Origin of the sequence: Actinomadura sp. J1-007 (assembly GCF_009793335.1) — a bacterium.
Taxonomy (GTDB): domain Bacteria; phylum Actinomycetota; class Actinomycetes; order Streptosporangiales; family Streptosporangiaceae; genus Spirillospora; species Spirillospora yumaensis.
Genome location: NZ_WING01000002.1, coordinates 254,249 through 272,026 on the forward strand (window position 1 = coordinate 254,249; position 17,778 = coordinate 272,026).

Annotated in this window: 18 protein-coding genes; 5 read left to right on the forward strand and 13 right to left on the reverse strand. The window is 73.4% G+C overall.

Annotated elements, in window-relative coordinates; genetic code table 11:
* Window positions 1-381: 381 nt before the first annotated feature.
* The 4 genes from GEV43_RS35160 to GEV43_RS35175 all read right to left on the reverse strand — a co-directional run bounded on the left by GEV43_RS35160 (window position 382) and on the right by GEV43_RS35175 (window position 3,940).
* Window positions 382-1,056: a dual specificity protein phosphatase family protein gene (locus GEV43_RS35160; RefSeq protein WP_160825100.1), complete on the reverse strand. Its 675-nt coding sequence runs from the start codon at window positions 1,054-1,056 to the stop codon at window positions 382-384.
* Window positions 1,057-1,140: 84 nt separating this feature from the next.
* Entirely contained in the window at window positions 1,141-1,776 is a 636-nt protein-coding gene (locus tag GEV43_RS35165; RefSeq protein ID WP_160825101.1) for an LUD domain-containing protein, read from the reverse strand.
* Window positions 1,773-3,230 carry a lactate utilization protein B gene (locus GEV43_RS35170; RefSeq protein ID WP_175250970.1) on the reverse strand — a complete coding sequence of 486 codons (1,458 nt, stop codon included), beginning with the start codon at window positions 3,228-3,230 and terminating at the stop codon, window positions 1,773-1,775. Before GEV43_RS35170 ends, GEV43_RS35165 begins: the two co-directional genes overlap by 4 nt.
* The gene (locus tag GEV43_RS35175; protein WP_160825102.1) at window positions 3,227-3,940 is read right to left on the reverse strand and encodes a (Fe-S)-binding protein; all 714 of its coding nucleotides are present in this window, start codon (window positions 3,938-3,940) and stop codon (window positions 3,227-3,229) included. Before GEV43_RS35175 ends, GEV43_RS35170 begins: the two co-directional genes overlap by 4 nt.
* 265 nt (window positions 3,941-4,205) lie before the next feature.
* Between GEV43_RS35175 and gdhA the strand changes: the two genes are divergently transcribed.
* Both gdhA and GEV43_RS35185 read left to right on the forward strand, forming a co-directional pair.
* Window positions 4,206-5,582 (forward strand): NADP-specific glutamate dehydrogenase, encoded by a 1,377-nt coding sequence (gdhA, locus tag GEV43_RS35180; protein ID WP_160825103.1) that lies wholly within the window; start codon window positions 4,206-4,208, stop codon window positions 5,580-5,582.
* An 82-nt stretch (window positions 5,583-5,664) separates the two neighbouring features.
* The gene (locus GEV43_RS35185; protein ID WP_160825104.1) at window positions 5,665-6,876 is read left to right on the forward strand and encodes a hypothetical protein; all 1,212 of its coding nucleotides are present in this window, start codon (window positions 5,665-5,667) and stop codon (window positions 6,874-6,876) included.
* On the opposite strand, the gene GEV43_RS35190 is transcribed toward GEV43_RS35185, so the two are convergent.
* Window positions 6,877-7,524 (reverse strand): TetR/AcrR family transcriptional regulator, encoded by a 648-nt coding sequence (locus tag GEV43_RS35190; protein ID WP_160825105.1) that lies wholly within the window; start codon window positions 7,522-7,524, stop codon window positions 6,877-6,879.
* Between the two features lie 60 nt (window positions 7,525-7,584).
* Here GEV43_RS35190 and GEV43_RS35195 point away from each other — a divergent pair, with 60 nt between their 5' ends.
* Complete coding sequence (locus GEV43_RS35195; RefSeq protein ID WP_160825106.1) at window positions 7,585-8,229, forward strand: methyltransferase domain-containing protein; 645 nt, start codon at window positions 7,585-7,587, stop codon at window positions 8,227-8,229.
* A gap of 129 nt (window positions 8,230-8,358) precedes the next feature.
* Here GEV43_RS35195 and GEV43_RS35200 read toward each other — a convergent pair whose 3' ends face one another.
* Window positions 8,359-8,793, reverse strand: coding sequence for a tautomerase family protein (locus tag GEV43_RS35200; RefSeq protein ID WP_160825107.1), 435 nt, complete (start codon window positions 8,791-8,793; stop codon window positions 8,359-8,361).
* Between the two features lie 83 nt (window positions 8,794-8,876).
* Between GEV43_RS35200 and GEV43_RS35205 the strand changes: the two genes are divergently transcribed.
* Entirely contained in the window at window positions 8,877-9,386 is a 510-nt protein-coding gene (locus GEV43_RS35205; RefSeq protein WP_164717256.1) for a helix-turn-helix domain-containing protein, read from the forward strand.
* Between the two features lie 366 nt (window positions 9,387-9,752).
* A complete protein-coding gene (locus GEV43_RS35210) occupies window positions 9,753-11,375 on the forward strand; it encodes an FAD-dependent monooxygenase (protein WP_160825108.1) in 1,623 nt (540 codons plus the stop codon).
* Between the two features lie 31 nt (window positions 11,376-11,406).
* Here the strand turns inward: GEV43_RS35210 and GEV43_RS35215 are convergent, their stop codons facing one another.
* From GEV43_RS35215 to GEV43_RS35245, 7 genes are all read right to left on the reverse strand, one after another.
* Window positions 11,407-12,597 (reverse strand): FAD-dependent monooxygenase, encoded by a 1,191-nt coding sequence (locus GEV43_RS35215; protein WP_160825109.1) that lies wholly within the window; start codon window positions 12,595-12,597, stop codon window positions 11,407-11,409.
* A gap of 42 nt (window positions 12,598-12,639) precedes the next feature.
* Entirely contained in the window at window positions 12,640-13,986 is a 1,347-nt protein-coding gene (locus tag GEV43_RS35220) for a phenylacetate--CoA ligase family protein (RefSeq protein ID WP_241684153.1), read from the reverse strand.
* Window positions 13,977-14,213, reverse strand: a complete 237-nt coding sequence (locus GEV43_RS35225) for a hypothetical protein (protein ID WP_160825110.1) — start codon at window positions 14,211-14,213, stop codon at window positions 13,977-13,979. Before GEV43_RS35225 ends, GEV43_RS35220 begins: the two co-directional genes overlap by 10 nt.
* A gap of 1 nt (window position 14,214) precedes the next feature.
* A complete protein-coding gene (locus GEV43_RS35230) occupies window positions 14,215-15,318 on the reverse strand; it encodes a 3-dehydroquinate synthase II (RefSeq protein ID WP_160825111.1) in 1,104 nt (367 codons plus the stop codon).
* Window positions 15,315-16,145: a 2-amino-3,7-dideoxy-D-threo-hept-6-ulosonate synthase gene (locus GEV43_RS35235; protein ID WP_160825112.1), complete on the reverse strand. Its 831-nt coding sequence runs from the start codon at window positions 16,143-16,145 to the stop codon at window positions 15,315-15,317. The genes GEV43_RS35230 and GEV43_RS35235 overlap by 4 nt, the downstream gene beginning before the upstream one ends.
* 272 nt (window positions 16,146-16,417) lie before the next feature.
* Window positions 16,418-17,116 (reverse strand): hypothetical protein, encoded by a 699-nt coding sequence (locus tag GEV43_RS35240; protein WP_160825113.1) that lies wholly within the window; start codon window positions 17,114-17,116, stop codon window positions 16,418-16,420.
* Between the two features lie 199 nt (window positions 17,117-17,315).
* A complete protein-coding gene (locus tag GEV43_RS35245) occupies window positions 17,316-17,708 on the reverse strand; it encodes a helix-turn-helix domain-containing protein (RefSeq protein ID WP_160825114.1) in 393 nt (130 codons plus the stop codon).
* Window positions 17,709-17,778 lie beyond the last annotated feature (70 nt).

Genomic DNA, 17,778 nt, shown 5'->3' on the forward strand with positions numbered 1-17,778 from the left:
GTCCACACCCCAACAGCGACAGGCGGTCGAAACGCCGTGATTGTGCCTCTAGTTGTGTTTGTTGAGAATTGCGGAGATTACCTTAGCGATCGTTCGTCGGCGCGGCCGGGTGACACGCCCCGGACATCGCCGTGCCCGCGCGGGCTCCCCGGCCCGGTCGCGTCCACGGGCGGCCCGGGACCATCCCCGGCCCCGGCCATGACCGCAGTGCTATCAACCGCCGTCTCGGCCCGCGTGTCAACCGTCAGAACCGAACCGTTCCGTAGTCGTCACCTGGCTTTCGGGTCACTCTCCGGCACATTCGATCCCGAACGATCCCGCGCGCGGTGCCCCTGGGGCGCGTGCGGCGTCCTGGGGGCGCCCTGGCGGGCGGCGGGCCGTTCACCAGTGCAGGCGGGCCCACGAGCGGCGCGGGGAGTCGGCGATGCGGCTGAGCGCGACGACCGCCGCCGGGGGACGCGCCGCGCGGCGCCCGTCCAGGCCGCGCATGAACGACACCTGCTCCAGCGTCGGCGGGCCGATCGCGAGGCTGCGCGCGGTGGCGGTGGCGGCGTCGGCCTGCCCGGTGCGCACCAGGTACGCGGCGGCCATCGTCCCGGTGCGCCCGACCCCGGCGCCGCAGTGCACGAACACCGGGCCGCGCGCCCGCCGGACGGCGTCCATGAACCGTTGGACCTGCTCGGCGGACGGCGCCTGCCCGTCGCGCATCGGGATCCGCACGGCCGCCAGCCCCGCGCGTCCGGGCAGCGCGAGCGACGAGGCGGGCAGGTCCTCGGCGCGCAGGTCGACGACCGTCCGGACGCCGCGCCGCGCGAGGCCCCGGTAGCCCTCGGCGGTCGGCGCCGCGCCGCGCCACAGGCGACCGTCCACGTACGCGAAGTTCTTGACGCCGGGGAGGGAGACGGGCGGCGGGCCCTCGATCCGTTCGGACGCGCGCGCCGACTCGCTCATGAGCAGGATCGCCAGGCTCACGACCATCCAGGAGAGCGCGTAGCCGGCCGCGCCGGCGAGCAGCGTGACGCCGAGCGTCCGCCGACGACCCCGAACCCACCGCATCGGCCGAGGATAACCCGGCGCCGGGGGCGGTTCGCGACGAGTGGCGGATATGCCCGGCCCGTCGGCGCGGTGCCGCGTCGCGCCTCAGCCCGTTCCCGGGTCCACGAGGAGCACTTCGAGGGTGCGGGGGCCGTGCACGCCCTCCACCCGGTCCAGTTCGATGTCGCTGGTGGCGGACGGGCCCGACACGAACGTCAGAGGGCGCGCGGGGTCGAGGCGGCCGAGCGCCTCGGGGACGTCGGCCGCGACCTGATCGGCCCGCACGACGATCAGGAGGTAGTCGGGGACGAGCGACAGCGCCCGCCGCCCCTGCCCGGGACCGTGGTCGAGGACGATCGTGCCGGTCTCGGCGATGGCGGCGGCGCAGCCGGTGACCGCGCCCGCGAGCCGGTCCAGCTCGGCGACGGACGGGTCGCGGACCAGACGGGACGGATCGACGCCCGCGAGCCACTCCGGAGCGAGGCCGGACGGGACGGCGTGCGCGCCGGGACGGGCCGCGAGCGCCTCGGCGACCTTCGCCGCGACGGCGTCCGGCGCCACGCGGCGCACGGTCGCGCGGTAGTCGGCGACGCGTTCGGCGAACAGGTCCAGGATCCCCTCGGCGTGGTGCCGCGTCGCGTACGCGCGGTCGATGCGGGCGTGGTCGGCCGCGACCTCGGCGGCGGAACGGGGCGGCACGATCCGGTCGATCCTGCCGAGCACGGCGTCGCGGGCGTTCACGAGTCCTCCTCCGTACGGCCGCCGTCCGTCCGGGCCCACCAGGCGCGGAACGACTCGGGCGGCGGCGCGGGCGCGTCGCGGGTGGCGGACCACGCCTTCAGCGGGCCCGGCAGGCGGCGGATGCGGCCCCCGCGCCCGACGACGTTGCGGCTCGCGGACGCGACGCGCTGCGCGAGCGCGAGGCGGGCGGGGGAGCGGAGCGCCCAGCCCGCGGCGCCCATCGCGGCCCGTTCGAGCGGATGGCGCGGGCCGCTCTCCACCGCGCGGGCGCGCAAGTGGACCAGCACCTCGGGGATGTCGATCGCGACGGGGCAGACGTCGAAGCACGCGCCGCACAGCGACGAGGCGTACGGGAGGGACGCGTCGACGTCCGAGCCGATCCCGCGGATCTGCGGCGACAGGATCGCGCCGATCGGCCCCGGGTACGGCGACCCGTACGCGTGGCCGCCCGCGCGCGCGTAGACGGGGCACACGTTGAGGCACGCCGAGCAGCGGATGCAGCGCAGCGCCTGCCTTCCCACCTCGTCCGCGAGCGTGTCGGTACGGCCGTTGTCGAGCAGGACGAGATGGAAGTCGCGGGGGCCGTCGCCCGGCGTGACGCCCGTCCAGGACGAGGTGTACGGGTTCATCCGCTCGGCGGTGGACGAGCGGGGCAGCAGCTGGAGGAACACCTCCAGATCGCGCCACGTCGGGATCACCTTCTCCACGCCCATCACCGAGATCAGCGTCTCGGGGAGCGTGAGGCACATGCGGCCGTTGCCCTCCGACTCCAGCACGACGAGCGTGCCGGTGTCGGCGACGGCGAAGTTGACGCCGGACACCGCGACCTTGGCCGACAGGAACTTCGCGCGCAGGTGCCGCCGGGACGCCTCGGCCAGCTCCGCCGGCGCGTCGGTGAGGCCCTCCGGCGCGTCCGGCATCGCGCGCCGGAAGACGTCGCGGATCTCCGACCGGTTGCGGTGGATCGCGGGCACCAGGATGTGCGACGGGCGGTCGCCGTCGCCGAGCTGGACGATCAGCTCCGCGAGGTCGGTCTCGTACGCGGCGATCCCGGCGTCCGCGAGCGCCTCGTTCAGGCCGGTCTCCTGCGTGGCCATCGACTTGACCTTGACGACCTCGCGCTCCCCGGTCGCCCGCACCAGCCGGGTCACGACCGCGTTGGCCTCGGCGGCGTCGCGCGCCCAGTGCACCGTCCCGCCGGCCTCGGTGACGCGCCGTTCGAGCAGCCGCAGGTAGTGGCCGAGGTTCGCCAGGACGTGGTCCTTGATCTGCTTGCCCGACTCGCGCAGCGCCGCCCAGTCGTCCAGCTCGGCGACCGCGCCCGCGCGCTTGGCGCGGATCGTGGCCGTCGCGCGGCCGAGGTTGGCGCGCAGCCGCCGGTCGCCGACGGCCTCCCGCGCGGCGTCCGGGAACGAGGGCATCCCGACGTAGGTGGGCATCGCGCCGTCGCTCATGCGGGAGCCCCCTCCGTCGCGGCGAGGATCTCCGCGAGGTGCACCGGCCGCACGGACGCGCCCGCGCGCGACAGCGTCCCGCCGATGTGCATCAGGCACGAGTTGTCGGCGGCGCACAGCGTGCCGGCGCCCGTCGCCCGCACCTGCGCGGCCTTGTCGGCGCCCATCGCGGACGACACCGCCGGGTTCTTCAGGGCGAACGTGCCGCCGAAGCCGCAGCACTCGTCCGCGCCGGGCAGCTCGACCAGGTCGATGCCGCGCACCTCGCGCAGCAGCCGCAGCGGCCGGTCGCCCACGCGCAGCAGCCGCAGCGAGTGGCACGTCGGGTGGTACGTCACGCGGTGCGGGTAGGATGCGCCCACGTCCGTCACGCCGAGGACGTCCACCAGGAACTCCGACAGCTCGTACACCCGGGACGCCGTGCCCGACGCCGCGGGGACGAGGCGCGGATGCCATTCGCGGACCATCGCCGCGCACGACGCCGACGGCGTCACCACCGCGTCGTACGGCGCGAACGCGTCGGCGAAGCCCTTCACCAGGGGCACCGCCTGCGCGCGGTAGCCGGTGTTGAAGTGCATCTGCCCGCAGCACGTCTGCGCCGCCGGGAAGCCGACGTCGTGCCCGAGCCGCCGCAGCAGGCGCACCACGGCCTTCCCGGTCCCGGGGTACAGGGTGTCGTTCACGCAGGTGACGAAGATCGCGACCCTCACGCGGAGCCCCGCGACGGCGCGTCGGACGTTCTCAGCACTCCGCCACCGTAACCCTCCCCAGGGCCAAGGGATCGCCATCGCCCGTCCCGAACCCGGTCAACGCCGTACGGCGCGGGCCCCGCCGCGTCCCCCGGCTGATCACCATGAGGGGACTTTTCCACCGGGAGATAAAGTTGGCGCCGGTCGTCGCCCGCGGGGCGACCTGGAGCCGGCCGGGGGCGCGGGAGCCTCCGGCGCGCAGGAGCCGCCAACGAGAGGAACGCGCATGTCCCTGACCTTCGACGGTCATGTAGCCGCAGCCGCCCGGACCGTCCTGGACGGCCTGTACGACGACATCCTCCGGCGCGACCCGGGCGAGGCGGTGTTCCACCAGGCCGTCCGCGAGGTGCTGGAGACCCTCGCCCCGGTGGTCGCCGCCCGGCCCGAACTGGTCGAGGCGTCCGTCCTCCAGCGGCTCGTCGAGCCCGAACGGCAGATCATCTTCCGCGTCCCCTGGACCGACGACGGCGGCCGCGTCCACGTCAACCGCGGGTTCCGGGTCGAGTTCAGCGGCGTCCTCGGCCCGTACAAGGGCGGCCTGCGCTTCCACCCGTCGGTGAACCTCGGCATCGTCAAGTTCCTCGGCTTCGAGCAGATCTTCAAGAACGCCCTGACCGGGCTCAGCATCGGCGGCGGCAAGGGCGGCAGCGACTTCGACCCGCACGGCCGCTCCGACGCCGAGGTGATGCGGTTCTGCCAGTCGTTCATGACCGAGCTGCACCGCCACCTCGGCGAGCACACCGACGTCCCGGCGGGCGACATCGGCGTCGGCGGCCGGGAGATCGGGTTCCTGTTCGGCCAGTACCGGCGGCTCACCAACCGCTGGGAGTCGGGCGTCATCACCGGCAAGGGCCTGTCCTGGGGCGGCTCGGCCGGGCGCACCGAGGCGACCGGCTACGGCAACGTGCTGTTCGTCGCCGAGATGCTCAAGTGCCGCGGCCAGGACCTCGACGGCCGCCAGGTCGTCGTCTCCGGCTCCGGCAACGTCGCGATCTACACGATCGAGAAGGCCCAACAGCTCGGCGCCGAGGTCCTCACCGTCTCCGACTCCGGCGGCTACGTGGTGGACGACAAGGGCATCGACCTCGACCTGCTCAAGGAGGTCAAGGAGATCGAGCGGGGCCGCGTCAGCGACTACGCCGAGCGGCGCGGGTCCTCGGCCCGCTACATCGAGGGCGGCAGCGTGTGGGACGTCCCCGCCGACATCGCCCTGCCGTCCGCCACCCAGAACGAGCTGGACGGCACGGCCGCCGCGACCCTGATCCGCAACGGCGTGACCGCCGTCTCCGAGGGCGCGAACATGCCCGCGACGCTGGAGGCCGTGCACGCCTTCCGCGAGGCGGGCGTCGCGTTCGGCCCCGGCAAGGCCGCCAACGCGGGGGGCGTCGCGACGAGCGGCCTGGAGATGCGGCAGAACGCGGCCCGCGAGTCGTGGCCGTTCGACCGCGTCGAGGAGGAGCTGTCCCACATCATGCGGGCGATCCACGACAACGTCTACGAGACCGCCGACCGCTACGGCGTCCCCGGCGACTACGTCGCGGGCGCCAACATCGCGGGCCTCGAACGCGTCGCCGACGCCGTCCTCGCCCAGGGCATCATCTGACCGCTCGCGGGCGGGCGGCCCCGTCCGCCCGCGAAGCCCGTCGCGGGCTGACCGGACGCCGTCAAGTCCGGATAATGCGGATGTGACCCGAGAGCCCGAGCGTCCCCCCGGCGCGGATCTGCGGTCCCGCCTGGTCGCGGAGCTGACCGGCGCGTCCGTCCCGGCCGCGCTGCTCACCGCCAAGGCGCACGTCCTGCTGACCTTGCTCCGCGACGCCGTCGAGACCCGCGTGTACCTCGCGGAGGTCTTCACCTACGAGGTGGGCGCCGACCACCGCCGGGCACTGGTCCTCGTCCGCGTCGTGGACCGCGCCCTCACGGTGGCCCGAACACGCGCGACCCGGCGCGCCGCCTCACTCGCTGGATACAGCGACGTCGCACGCGCCTTGGGGCTGACGCCGGTCCTGCGGCAGATCGCCGAACTCGACGCCGGCCTGGAGGCCGACCTGCTGCGCGTACGCCACGAAGCGCGGATCACCGCCGACTTCCTGGCCCCGCCACCGACCGCCGCGGAAACCCCTGCCCAGCCGAACGTGTCGGCTCCGCAACCAGCGCCCGCTCCGGACCCTGCCGACTTCCCGCCCGCCGACGCGACCGCCCCGGCTGTCGCCAAAGCGCGCGAGACGGTGCGCAAAGCCGAGGACGCGTTCCGGCAGGTCGATTTCTCCATGGCGGCAGCGCTGCGCGTCGAACGCGAAGCCCGCAAGGCGCTTGAGGACACCATCACGGGCCTACTGGCCGACGGCGGCGACCTGGACCGGACCCTGGACGGCCAGGACGAGCGCATCACCGCCGCCACCACCCGCCTGGACGACCTCCGGGACGAGGCGGACGACCTGGCCCGCAGGCTCGCCGCCGCGCTCGCCTCGCACCGGACGGCCGCCGCGCTCGTCCAGCCGTGCGCCGAGCACGGCCACGTCGTCCAGGGCCGGGCGCTGGACGAGGCGTTGTCCTCGACGCTGCTCCTCCTCCCGGACGCCTTGCGCTCGTCCCGGCAGCGGGTCCAGCTCACCGAGGTCTTCGCGCGGTCGCTGATGCTCGCCGCGTCCATCGACCAGGACGCAGAACTCCAGGCCGCCGCGCCGCCCCCCGACCTCCCGGGGAGCCTGAACGCGTGGGCCGACTCGTTGCCGTCCTGCCAGGGCCGCTGGGCCCGTTCCGCCGGCGCCGCACTCGCCGGGCCCCTCGCGCGCGTCTCGTCCCTCTGCCTGGCCGCCGAAGCGGGGGAGAGCACGCTCGCCGACACCCTCCGCGCCCGCGCCCTCAGCGACAGCCCGGCCGACCGGACGGCCTGACTACCGGCCCGGCTCGGACGCGGTGCAGAGTTGGGCGGTCAGGGTGGCGCGGGCCCACCGCTCCCATGCGTCCGGCGACCAGCCGCGGTCGCTGACGAAGACCAGGTACAGCTCGGGGCTGAGCAGGCCGTACAGCAGGTCCGCGGCCATCGCGACGGAGACGCCGGGGCGCGCGTCGGGCTTGGCGGCCAGCGCTTCGGCCGCGGCGCGCTGCACGGTGTGACGCGGATCGGGGCCGTCGGGCCACTGGGCGGCGATCTCCGGGTCGGTGGCCGCGGCGGCCGCGATCAGCGGCATGATCGGCGCGACCCGCTCCAGGATGCCGCGGGTGCCGCGAACGTGCGAGCGCACCTGCTCGGCGGCGGTGGGCGCGGCGCACGCGGCGCGGAACCACGCGCGGTCCATGGTGGCGACCGGCTCGGCGTCGCCGGCGATGGACGTGTCGACGACGTCCTTGAACAGCGTGCGCTTGTTGCGGAAGACGAAGTAGAGCGTCTGCACCGCCACTCCGGCCCGGTCGGCGACGTCCTGCATGCTCGTCGCCCCGTACCCCTGCGCGACGAACAGCTCCCGCGCCGCCTCGACGATCTTCTCGCGGGTGCGCCGCGAGCGCTCGGCCCGCCTGTCCGGTCGCTTGGCCTTGTCCATGCCCCGAGTCTATGTCTAGAGTCCGTCACTAGAGTTCAACTCTAGTTTCTGGAGGAAGCGATGGACCAGGCCGACGCCGTGCGGCTACCGGACGCGGAGCGGGCCCGCGCGGAACGCGACCAAGAGGAGGCCGTCCGCCGCGAGCTGGAGGACTACTACCGCGCCGGCAGGCCGCCCTGGGACACCGGCGTGACGCCGCCCGAGCTGGTCGCCCTGGTGGAGGGACGCGGCGCGCCGCCGCCCGGCCGCGCTCTCGAACTCGGCTGCGGCACCGGAACCAACGCCGCGTACCTGGCTCGGCGCGGCTGGGAGGTCGTGGCGGTCGACCTGGTCGAGCGCGCCGTCCGGCAGGCCCGGGAGAAGGTCGGAGCGGCGGCGCGGGTGCTGTGCGGGGACGCCACCCGTCTCGACGAGCTGGACGTACCCGGACCGTACGACCTGTTCTTCGACTTGAGCTGCTACTGCGGGATACCGCCGCACCGCCGCGACGGCTACGCCTCCGGGCTCACCCGCCGCGCCGCTCCTGGCGCGCGGTTGCTGATGTTCGGGTACGGGCCCGAGGCGTTCGACGACCCGGTCTCGGGCGTCACCGCCGAGGAGTTGCGCGCCAGGTTCGCCGGTTGGGACCTGGTCGACACCACGCCCGGCACGAACCCGTTCCCCACGTTCTGGTTCACCCTGCGCCGCAACGCTGCGGCGGCCTGAGCCCGACCGGCGTTCTCGCGGACCCGCGGACCGCCGGATGCGGCGGGCAAGGCCGTCCCGCGGACCCGGGCCTGCGGGCGTCGCCGCACCCGCCTCCGCTCCCATCGGGAGCGGAGGCGCGTCCGTGCTCTAGCCGCTGGTCACGAAGGCGGCGATGTCCTCGATCCGCACGATCTCGCCGCGTGCGCCCCAGTTGCCCTCGGGGATCTCGTTGATGTGCACCCACGCGGCGGCGGCGTGGGCGAAGCGCTCCGGGTCCTCGTCGGCGTCCGCGAGCACCCGCGTGACGCGCCGCACGATGTCGCGGCGCTTGTCGTCGTTCATCGAACCGGCCGGGACCCCGACGCGCACCACGTACCTCGGCTTCTCCCCGGCGGGCAGCTGGCGGCCGCCCACGAACCAGGCGTCGATCTCGTTCACCACCAGCCACGAGATGGCCCTGGCCGCCTCGGTGTCCGGGGCGCCCTCGGCGACCATCACCTCCGACACCAGCCGCCCCCCGATCCTCTCCCGGCGGTCCTGGTCGAGCGAGCCCTTGGGAACGAACAGCTCCACGAACGGCATCAGTCAGTCCTCTCATTGAACTCTCTGGGTGGGCCCACCGTACCCACAGTGAGTTCAATGAATCAACCCTCTACACTGGAGCCATGCAACGGACCAGCTTCGCGGAGATGCACTGCTCGATCGGGCAGTCCCTGGAACGCGTCGGAGAGTGGTGGACGCCGCTGATCGTGCGGGACCTCCACCTCGGCCTGCGCCGGTTCGACGACCTCGCGGAGAACCTCGGCATCTCCCGCAACCTGCTGACCCGCCGCCTGGAGGCGCTGGTCGCCGACGGCATCGTGGAGCGCCGGGCGTACCAGGAGCGCCCCCTGCGGCACGAGTACCACCTCACCCAGGCCGGCCGCGAACTCGTACCGGTCCTCATGGCGTTGATGGCCTGGGGCGACAAATGGTCGACACCGGAGGGCGGCCCGCCCGTGCGCCTCGTTCACCAGGAATGCGGTACGGAATTCACGCCGCGGGTCTGCTGCTCGGAATGCGGGAAACCGGTGTCCGACGCCAATGTGACCGCGCTCCCCGGCCCCGGCGCCGCCTCCGGCCCGGGAACCAGAGTCCTGGCCCGCCGCAGCGGCCTCGCCCCCGAGAACGCGTAACCTGCCGGTGCCGCGTCCGTTCGACTGGCCGACCAGGTCGGAACCCCGGGCCGGAACCTCGCTGGAACGCCGTGCCGTAGGAGCCCGGCCGCGCCCGCGCCTCCACGCCTTTTCTCGGAAAGGTGCGTAAATAGCCCGAAGTGTCGGCGAACGACACGACTACCGGGAATGTTCGGGTGTTTGTCCGGTGTCGGGCAAGGGTGCGTCCGATGGCGTCCCCGCATTTTCCATGGTCAAAGTCCGGCGCGCGTTTTGACTCGCGCTTTATTGAGTATGTCCGGGTGATCACGCATCATTTACTGGGAGCGGTTCATTGCATTGTTGTGCCGCCGCAGTGATCAGTGGTAAAGCGTGCGAAGGAGAACGATGGCGCCGCAAGTCGCAGGACGGCGAGTTCCTTCGGACGGCGCTCCGGGCCCCGACGTCCCGGTCCTGATCGTCGGAGCGGGACCGGTGGGCGCGGTACTGGCCCTGGAACTCGCCCGGCAGAAGACCCCCAGCGTCGTGCTGGAACGCTCGACGCGACCGCCCCGCTTTCCCAAGATGGACTACGTCAACGGCCGCAGCATGGAGCTGCTGGACCGGCTCGGGGTCACTTCGGAGATCCGCGCACGCGGGGTGGCCGCGGACCAGCCGGCCGACCACGTGTTCCTTCGGGACGCCGCCCGGCCCCCGGTGGCCGCATGGCGGCAGCCATCGGTGGCCGACACCGTCCGCAGGTACGCCGCGCACGGTGACGGCGCCACCCCCGCCCACGCCTACCAGCGGGTGCGCGGTTCCCTGCTGGAAGAGGTGGTCCGCGACGCCGCGCGCGAGAATCCGCTCATCGACCTGTGGGAGGGATGCCGGTTCACCGGCTACACCCTGCTCCAGGAAGGGGTCGAGGTGAGCGCGGTCGGGCGCGACGGCGGCCGGCAGCGCTTCAGAGCCCGCTGGCTCGTGGGATGCGACGGAGCGGACAGCGGCGTGCGGCAAGCCGCCGGCATCGGCGTCCAGGACGACGGACCCGGCACGCGGCGCTGCTCGCTGTACTTCGTCAGCGACGACCCGCTGCTGCGCAGGGAGTGCCCGCCGTTCGTGACCGTCACGGCGACCGGTGTGAACCTGGTCTCGCGCGACGGCGATCGCCTCTGGAGCATGAGCTTCCCGGTCGGTGACGGCGAGGAGCTCGACGATCCGGTCGCGGAGGCCCGAGCGAGGTTCGGCGCCCCGTTCGCGGTCGAGGAACTGCTGGACGTGAGCCACTGGCGGGTCACGCTCGCCGTAGCCGACGCCTACCGTGCGGGTCCGGTCTTTCTCGCCGGGGACGCCGCGCACCAGTTCTCCCCCTTGGGCGGGCACGGGGCCAACACGGGATTCGCCGACGCGGCCGATCTGGGGTGGAAGGTCGCGGCGGTGGCGGCCGGCTGGGCGGGCCCGGGGCTTCTGGACTCCTACGAGGCCGAACGCCGTCCCGTCGCGCTGTTCAACCGGGAGATGTGCGGCAAGCTCGTGGAGACCTGGAACAGGTTCATCCGGCTCTCGGCCGCCGGCACCTCCGACGAGCAGCTCGCCGGCTTCCTGGAGCGGGAGATGGTCCAGCTCGACAACCTCGGTGTCCACTTCGGCCACCGCTACTCCGGCTCCCCGGTGGTCTGGCCGGCGGACGGGACCGCGCCGGCGTGGTCCTGGGACCGGGTGGACGACCGTCCGTGGCCCGGCGGGCGGCTGCCCTCGATCCGCCTGCCCGGTGGCGACCGCCTGTTCGACCGGCTGGGGCCGGGATTCACCCTGGTCGGGCTCACCGACTCGGCGGCCGGCGACTCACTGGTCGCAGAGGCCGAGCGCCGCCGTATGCCGCTGACGTGCGTCCCGTGCGACATCCCCGCCGTGCGGGCCGCGTGGGGCTGCGACCTGGTGCTCGTCCGCCCCGATCAGCACGTGGCCTGGCAGGGCGGCACGGCCGAACGCCGGTGGAGCACCATCCTCGATCGGGTCTGCGGCCGCTGACCGTTCCGCGCGTGCCGTTCACTCGCGCCGTTCAACGGAGCACCGCGGCCTCGGCCTCGTACCCGTAGAGCCACTCCCGCTGCCGCAGTCCTTCCCGCTGGTGTGACGTACGGTCCCGTTCGCGCTGTTCCGCGCCGTCGAAGTAGTGGTGGGTGCGGGACTTCTCCTGGACCATGCGCTGGACGTCCCCGGTGCGTGCCCGGCGGACCTCCCCGTACCGCCGCAGGGCGCTCGTGATCTGCTCGCGTCCGGGCCCGGCGCCGCGCAGGCAGGCGGTGAGCGCCGCGGCGTCCTCGATGGCCTGGCTGGCGCCCTGCGCGCCGAACGGCAGCATCGGATGGGCGGCGTCGCCCACCAGCGTGATCCGGCCGCGGTGCCACCGGCCGATCGGCGCGCGATCGTGCAGCGCCCACCGGGTGACCGCGCCGGCCGCGGCGAAGAACTCCTGGACGTCGCTGTGCCAGCCCTCGTAGGCCGTCCTCAGGTCGCGGGCCCGGCCGGGCGTCGTCCAGGTCTCCGCGCGCGAGTCCGCGGCGGGTGTGATCGCCGCGAAGCTGATCCACCGGCCGCGGGAGACGGGATAGTGCACCAGATGCCTGTCGGGACCCAGCCACAACCGCACCTGCGCCTCGGTGGACGATCCCGGCAGCCGGTCCGCTGGGATGAGCCCCCGGTAGGCGCTCTTGCCGGAGAAGCGCGGCGTGTCGCTTTCCAGGGCCTCGCGCACGACGGAGCAGATGCCGTCCGCGCCGACCACGACGTCGGCGGTTTCGGCGGACCCGTCGGCGAACCGCATCCCGGCCCCGTCGGGGTGGTCGGTGACGCCCACGCAGCGCGTCCCCAGCCGGACCGTCCCCGGCGGCACCAGGCCGCGCAGGACGGCGTGCAGCTCCGCGCGATGAACGCAGTAGAACGGCGCGCCGTACATCTCCTCGCACATCCGGCCGAGCGGGGTGCTCCTCAGCAGCGCGCCGGTGGCCCAGTGCCGCGCGACGACCCCGGCGGGCTTCACCGCGATCGCGTCCAGCGGCTCGGCGGCGCCGAGGCGGTGCAGCAGCCGGGTGCTGTTCGGCGAGAGCTGGACGCCCGCCCCGATCTCCCTGAACTCGGCCGCCTGCTCGTAGACCCGGCACCGGAGCCCCGCCCTGGTCAGTCCGATGGCGAGGGTCAGCCCTGCGACGCCGCCGCCGACCACGGCGACGTCGATCGTGTTTCGCGGCATGTCGTTCCCTGAGGGTCGAGGCGGTCCCGGAGGGCCGGACGGTCAGTAGTAGAGGACGGCCTTGTCCCAGCGCTCGGTCGCGCCGAACAGGCTGCGGGGTTTGACGACGTCGTACGCGGCGGTCAGCACCCGTTCGGGCACGAGGGTCCCCGGCGGCACGGCCGTCACATCGCAGGGCACGCCCAGCGTCGAACGCACCTGCGCCGCGAGCCGCGACGCGGCGGCCGTGCCTTGGTCGCCGGGCGCTTCCATCTGCACCACGAGCCGTTCGGGCTCGGCCCTGGCCCGCCAGAACAGCACGCCGTGACGGGCGGGCAGGCCGTACACCAGCTCCTCCAGGTCGTGCTGGGTCACCGTGCGGCCCGCGACGGCGTGCCCGCGGGCCCCGCGGCCGAGCACGCGCACGGTCGGGAGCCGCCAGCGGCAGGGGCAGTCGTCGTAGGCGACCTCGACCTCGTCCTCCAGGTCGTACCTGATCAGCGGCATCGCCTCGCGGAACAGCGGGGTGGCGACCAGGTGGCCGCTTCCTTCCGCGGACATCCGCCCGGTCGCGGGATCGCGCACCTCGAACAGCACACGGTCCGCCCACAGATGCATGCGCCCGTGCTCGCATTCGCCCGCCAGGCCGCCGGTCTCCGTCGTGCCGTAGTCCTCGACCAGCGGGACCCCCCAGATCTCCTCGATCCGGCGGCGGCGCGCGCCGCCGAGCGGCTCCCCGCCGACGAACAGGGCCCTCAGCGCCGGAAAGTCGGTGGCGGGGTCGAGCCCATGGGCGCGGGCCGCCGCCGCCCACAGCAGGGTCTCGCTGGGCATCGACCACGTGAGCGTGACCGCCAGGTCGTGCAGCACGCGCACCACCCGGGAGCAGGGCATCGCCAGGGAGCGGTTGTCGCCGGGCACCACCGTCGCCCCCTGCGACCGCGCCCCGGCGTGGGCCATGTGACCGGTGATCATCAGGGCGTACGGGGTGCGCACGAGGAACGTGTCGGCGGGGCGGATGCCGGTCGGTTTGCGGGCGAAGCGCTCGGCCAGTTCCGCCCAGTCGGCCGCGGTGTAGTACGAGGCGGTGGGCCGTCCGGCCGTGCCGCTGGATTCGTGGTAGGTCGCCAGTTCCGTCCGGTCCACGGCCAGCAGTCCGAACGGGTAGCCGTCGCGCAGGTCCTGCTTGGTGGTGATCGGCAGCGCGGCGAACCCGGCACGGTCCGCGGGCGGCCCGTCCGCGAAACGGGAGGCGTAGAAGGGGGAGCGGGCGGCGCGCGCGAGCGCCCCGGGCAGCAGCGCGTCCTGAAGCCGCGCCAGTTCCCGGTAGCTCTTCCAGTCTCCCGGCCGGGGCCGGGGCCGGGACCGGGACCGGGGCTGGGGCGCGCCGCCGAAGGCCCTCATCGGCATGACCTCCCGACGAGCCGGTCGGGGTCCGGACGCGCCACCGCGGCCTTGGCGGACTCCAGCCCCCGGAAGCGTTCGGCGCGCTCGCGGCAGAGCGACGCGTCCCGGTGCGGGTCGCCGAAGCAGAACGGCACCGGCCGGCCGTCCGCCCGAGCGCACGACGACAGCAGCCCGTCGTTGCCGGTGTCGACGCGCACATGCCCGCCGTGGAAATCGACGACGCCGCCCATCTCACTGCTCCAGGCAGAATTCGTCGATCGGGTAGCCGACGTGCCGGTCGGCGGACGGCAGATACCCCAGCACCGCGTCACCGGGCTTCAGTTCGGAGCTGTTCAGAACGGCTCCGCCCGGTCCGAGCACGCGTACATGCCAGTCGTCCTGGAGGATCAGGTTGGCCGGGCGGCCTTCGGCGTCGGCCGCGTCGATCGACAGCAGCGGCCGGGACTCGATCTTCACCCGGCCCACGGACACCGCCCGGGTCCGGCCCTTGACGTCGACGGCCAGCACCGTACTTCCCGACCGCAGCTCGCTCAGGTACCGCGTCCGCTCGTCGTCCGACAGCGTGTAGGAGTGGATCGCGCCGGCGTTGACGCGGAACGGCCGGGTCGGCATGTACGGCAGGGGGTGGGTCTCGCTGACGCAGAGGATCAGGCCCTTGGAGTGCGAGCCGACCAGGATGCCCTCGTCCTTGCGCAGGTAGGCGCAGGTGTCCACGCACGCGCGCTCGCCCATCCCGATATGCTCGGTCGCGGTGATCCGCAGCTCGGTCAGCGTCAGCTCCGATGGCCGGGACGTGGCCGCCCGGGTCAGCGCGGTCGCGTCGCCGACCGCCGCCGGAGCCAGGAGCACCCCGTCCGAGCCGTGCTCCAGCACCCCGAAGAGGATCTCGGCCTGGGAGACGTCGGAGGCGACGGTGATGATGCTGCCGGTGGCCTGCGCCGCCGCCGCGATCACGATCTCCAGCGGGATCCTGGTGGGGTCCTTGAACTCCAGAACGCTCCAGCGCTCGGCGCGGGCGGACTGGCACGCCTGCTCCAGCGTGTCGGCGTCGACGACTTCGACGAACCGCCCGAACTCCACATCGTCGTGGGCGGCCGCCAGTTCCGCGGTGCTTCCGTGGACGGCCGGATCCACGATCACGATGTCCGCGCAGGAGAGGTCCTCGGGCAGCGGCCGGTCCCGGGGGAACAGCACCCGCCGCACGGTCGGCGGAAGCGGTGCCAGATCGGCGGTGTCGGAGGCCACGATGCCGTCGATCCGGGCGTGCAGCGCCTCCTGGACGGTCGCCTTCTTGGTCTCGCCCAGAGCGCTGACGTCCAGCCACGTGATCTTCAAGCTTCCTCCTTCGAAGGATGGCCGCCGCGCGCCGGTCCGGGCACGGGTCCGGCGCCGCGGGGCGGGGCGGCGTGCACGATCCCGGCGAGCCGGCGGGTCATCGCCGCGGGATCGTCGGCCTGGAAGACGGTGCGTCCCATCGCGATGCCGGCGGTGCCGCTGCTCAGGGCCTCGGACGCGAACGCCATTGCGGCCGAGGCGTCCCGGCGGGGGCCGCCCGCGACCAGGACGGGAACCGTCGCGGTCCGCACCACCTCCGCCATCGTGCCGGGCGAGCCGGTGTACACGGTCTTGACGATGTCGGCGCCGAGATCGGTGGCGAGCGTGACCACGTGGGCGACGAGCGCCGGGTCCGGCGGGCCGTCGAGCCCCGGGCCGCGCGGATACATCATCGCCAGCAGCGGGACGTTCCACCGGTCGCAGGCGTCGGCCACCTTCGCCAGGTCGGTGACCTGCCGCCGTTCGTCGGACGAGCCCACGTTCACGTGCACGCTGACCACGTCGGCGCCGAGCCGCAGCGCCTCCTCGACGCTCGCCACCAGGTACTTGGCATCGGGATCGGGAGCGTGCACCGTACTGGCGCTGAGATGCACGATCAGGGAGGTGTGCGCGAAGCGGTCCTGCCGGACGTAGCGCAGGGCGCCCTTGTGCAGCACGATCGCGTCGGCTCCGTTGCGGCTGATCTCCCCCACCAAGGTGTCGAGGTCCCGGCCTCCGGCCAGCGGCCCCTCGGTGACGGAGTGGTCGAGCGGCACCATCAGCAGGCGGGCGCCATGGTGGTAGAGCCTCTCCAGCCGGAGGCCGCGGGCGAACGACTGGTTGATCATCGGGACGGCCTCCGCCGAAGCCGGGGCACCGTCGGCGCCGTCGCGCTCGGCCGCCGGTCCGCGCGGACCGGACCCGGGAGGGTGAGGGGAGAGGCCGCCACGGCCTGCGGGGCCCGGGGTGCCATGACATGCTCCTTTGCTTGGATGCCCCCCTTATGTAACCCTCCGCATCTGAATGATTGCTGAACGTATATAGATTGTTGGTAGATCCTCCGCCTCGCCACCGCCCCGCCGAACGCGGCGCCCCGGCCCAGGCGCGGAGGGGCCGCTCGCTACCGGCGCCGTTCGCTTCGAGTGATCGGCCGGTACCTGGCGACCAGGGCGCCCGCGGGCCGCCCGTCGGTGGCGGGTCCGGTGACGCTGGCCTCGCCGCGGAAGGCGCAGACCCCGGCCGTGGTGATGACCCAGATCTCACCGGTGAGGGTCTGCATGGCCGCGCTGCGCTCCAGCCAGCCGGCGTGTTCGGCGGGCACCCGCAGAGAGTGGTCCTTGGAGACGGTGTCCTCGGTGGTCCAGCAGTAGCCGAGCGAGGCTGCCACCGAAGCGTTGACGATGCCGTAGAAGCACGCCGAGACCTCGGCGCGCAGCGCGAAGCCGGTGGTGGAGCCGACCCTGTGCGTCCACGTCACGTTCTCGGTGACCTCGTCGGGCGTGCGGTTGAACACCAGGCCGGTGACCGCTTCGAACGGCCCGGACGCGTACGCCATCTCGCTGCCGCGGACCAGCACGGTCCAGAGACCGGGGTCGGCCAGAGCGCAGTTCAGGAACTTCTCCCCCTCAAGCGAGGAGAGGTCGAGCCGGTAACCGGTCACCTCGCCGCCGATCGGCCTCCTGGTGAGGGGATCCCAACCCAGTGCACGGATCTGCTGGTCGATCCAGGTGTTGTCGGGGATGCGCCGCTGCGGCCACCGCACGGCGGGAACGCTTCCCGGGTCGGCGCCGGACGGGAGAGGGGCGTTCGGGAGTGACATGGGTGTCTCTTTCACTTGGAACGGCGCTGGGGACTCGACCGCCACGGAACCGTCCAAGGCGATCACCCTGGGTAACCAACGCCTAGGTCCCTTGTTGCCGCCCGTGCCCACAGGAAACACGCGGGCCGCCGCGCGCACTGGTCCTGGTCGGGCGGGCCGCGCGGCCGGACGGTTCGGGCGGCTTCTCCGGCGGGTGGCGTCAGGCGGGTGCCGTTCGGTCTGAGGCGGCGTTGGCGCGGTCTACCTCGGCCATGTGCTCCTCGGCCCAGGCGCGCAGGGCGGCGAGCGGGGTCTCCAGGGAGAGGCCGAGGTCGGTCAGGCGGTAGTGGACGCGGGGCGGCACGGTCGGCTCGACGCGCCGTTCGACCAGGCCGTCGCGGGTCAGGCTGTGCAGGGTGACCGACAGCATCTTCTGGGAGACGCCGGGCATCCGCCGCCGCAGTTCGGCGAAGCGGACCTCGTCCGGGGCCTCCGCCGCGAGGATCTTGATGGTCATCGACGTCCACTTGGTGCCGATGCGGTCCAGCAGCTTGCGGGTCGGGCAGGCGGGATCGAAGAGGTCGCCGCGCGCGCCCTCGGCGCCGGAGGTCACCTGGAGCTCACCACCTGTCGTGAAAGTGCCGTCTTGGCCGGCCTGTAGAGGTTACCTAACGTTGCCTGGT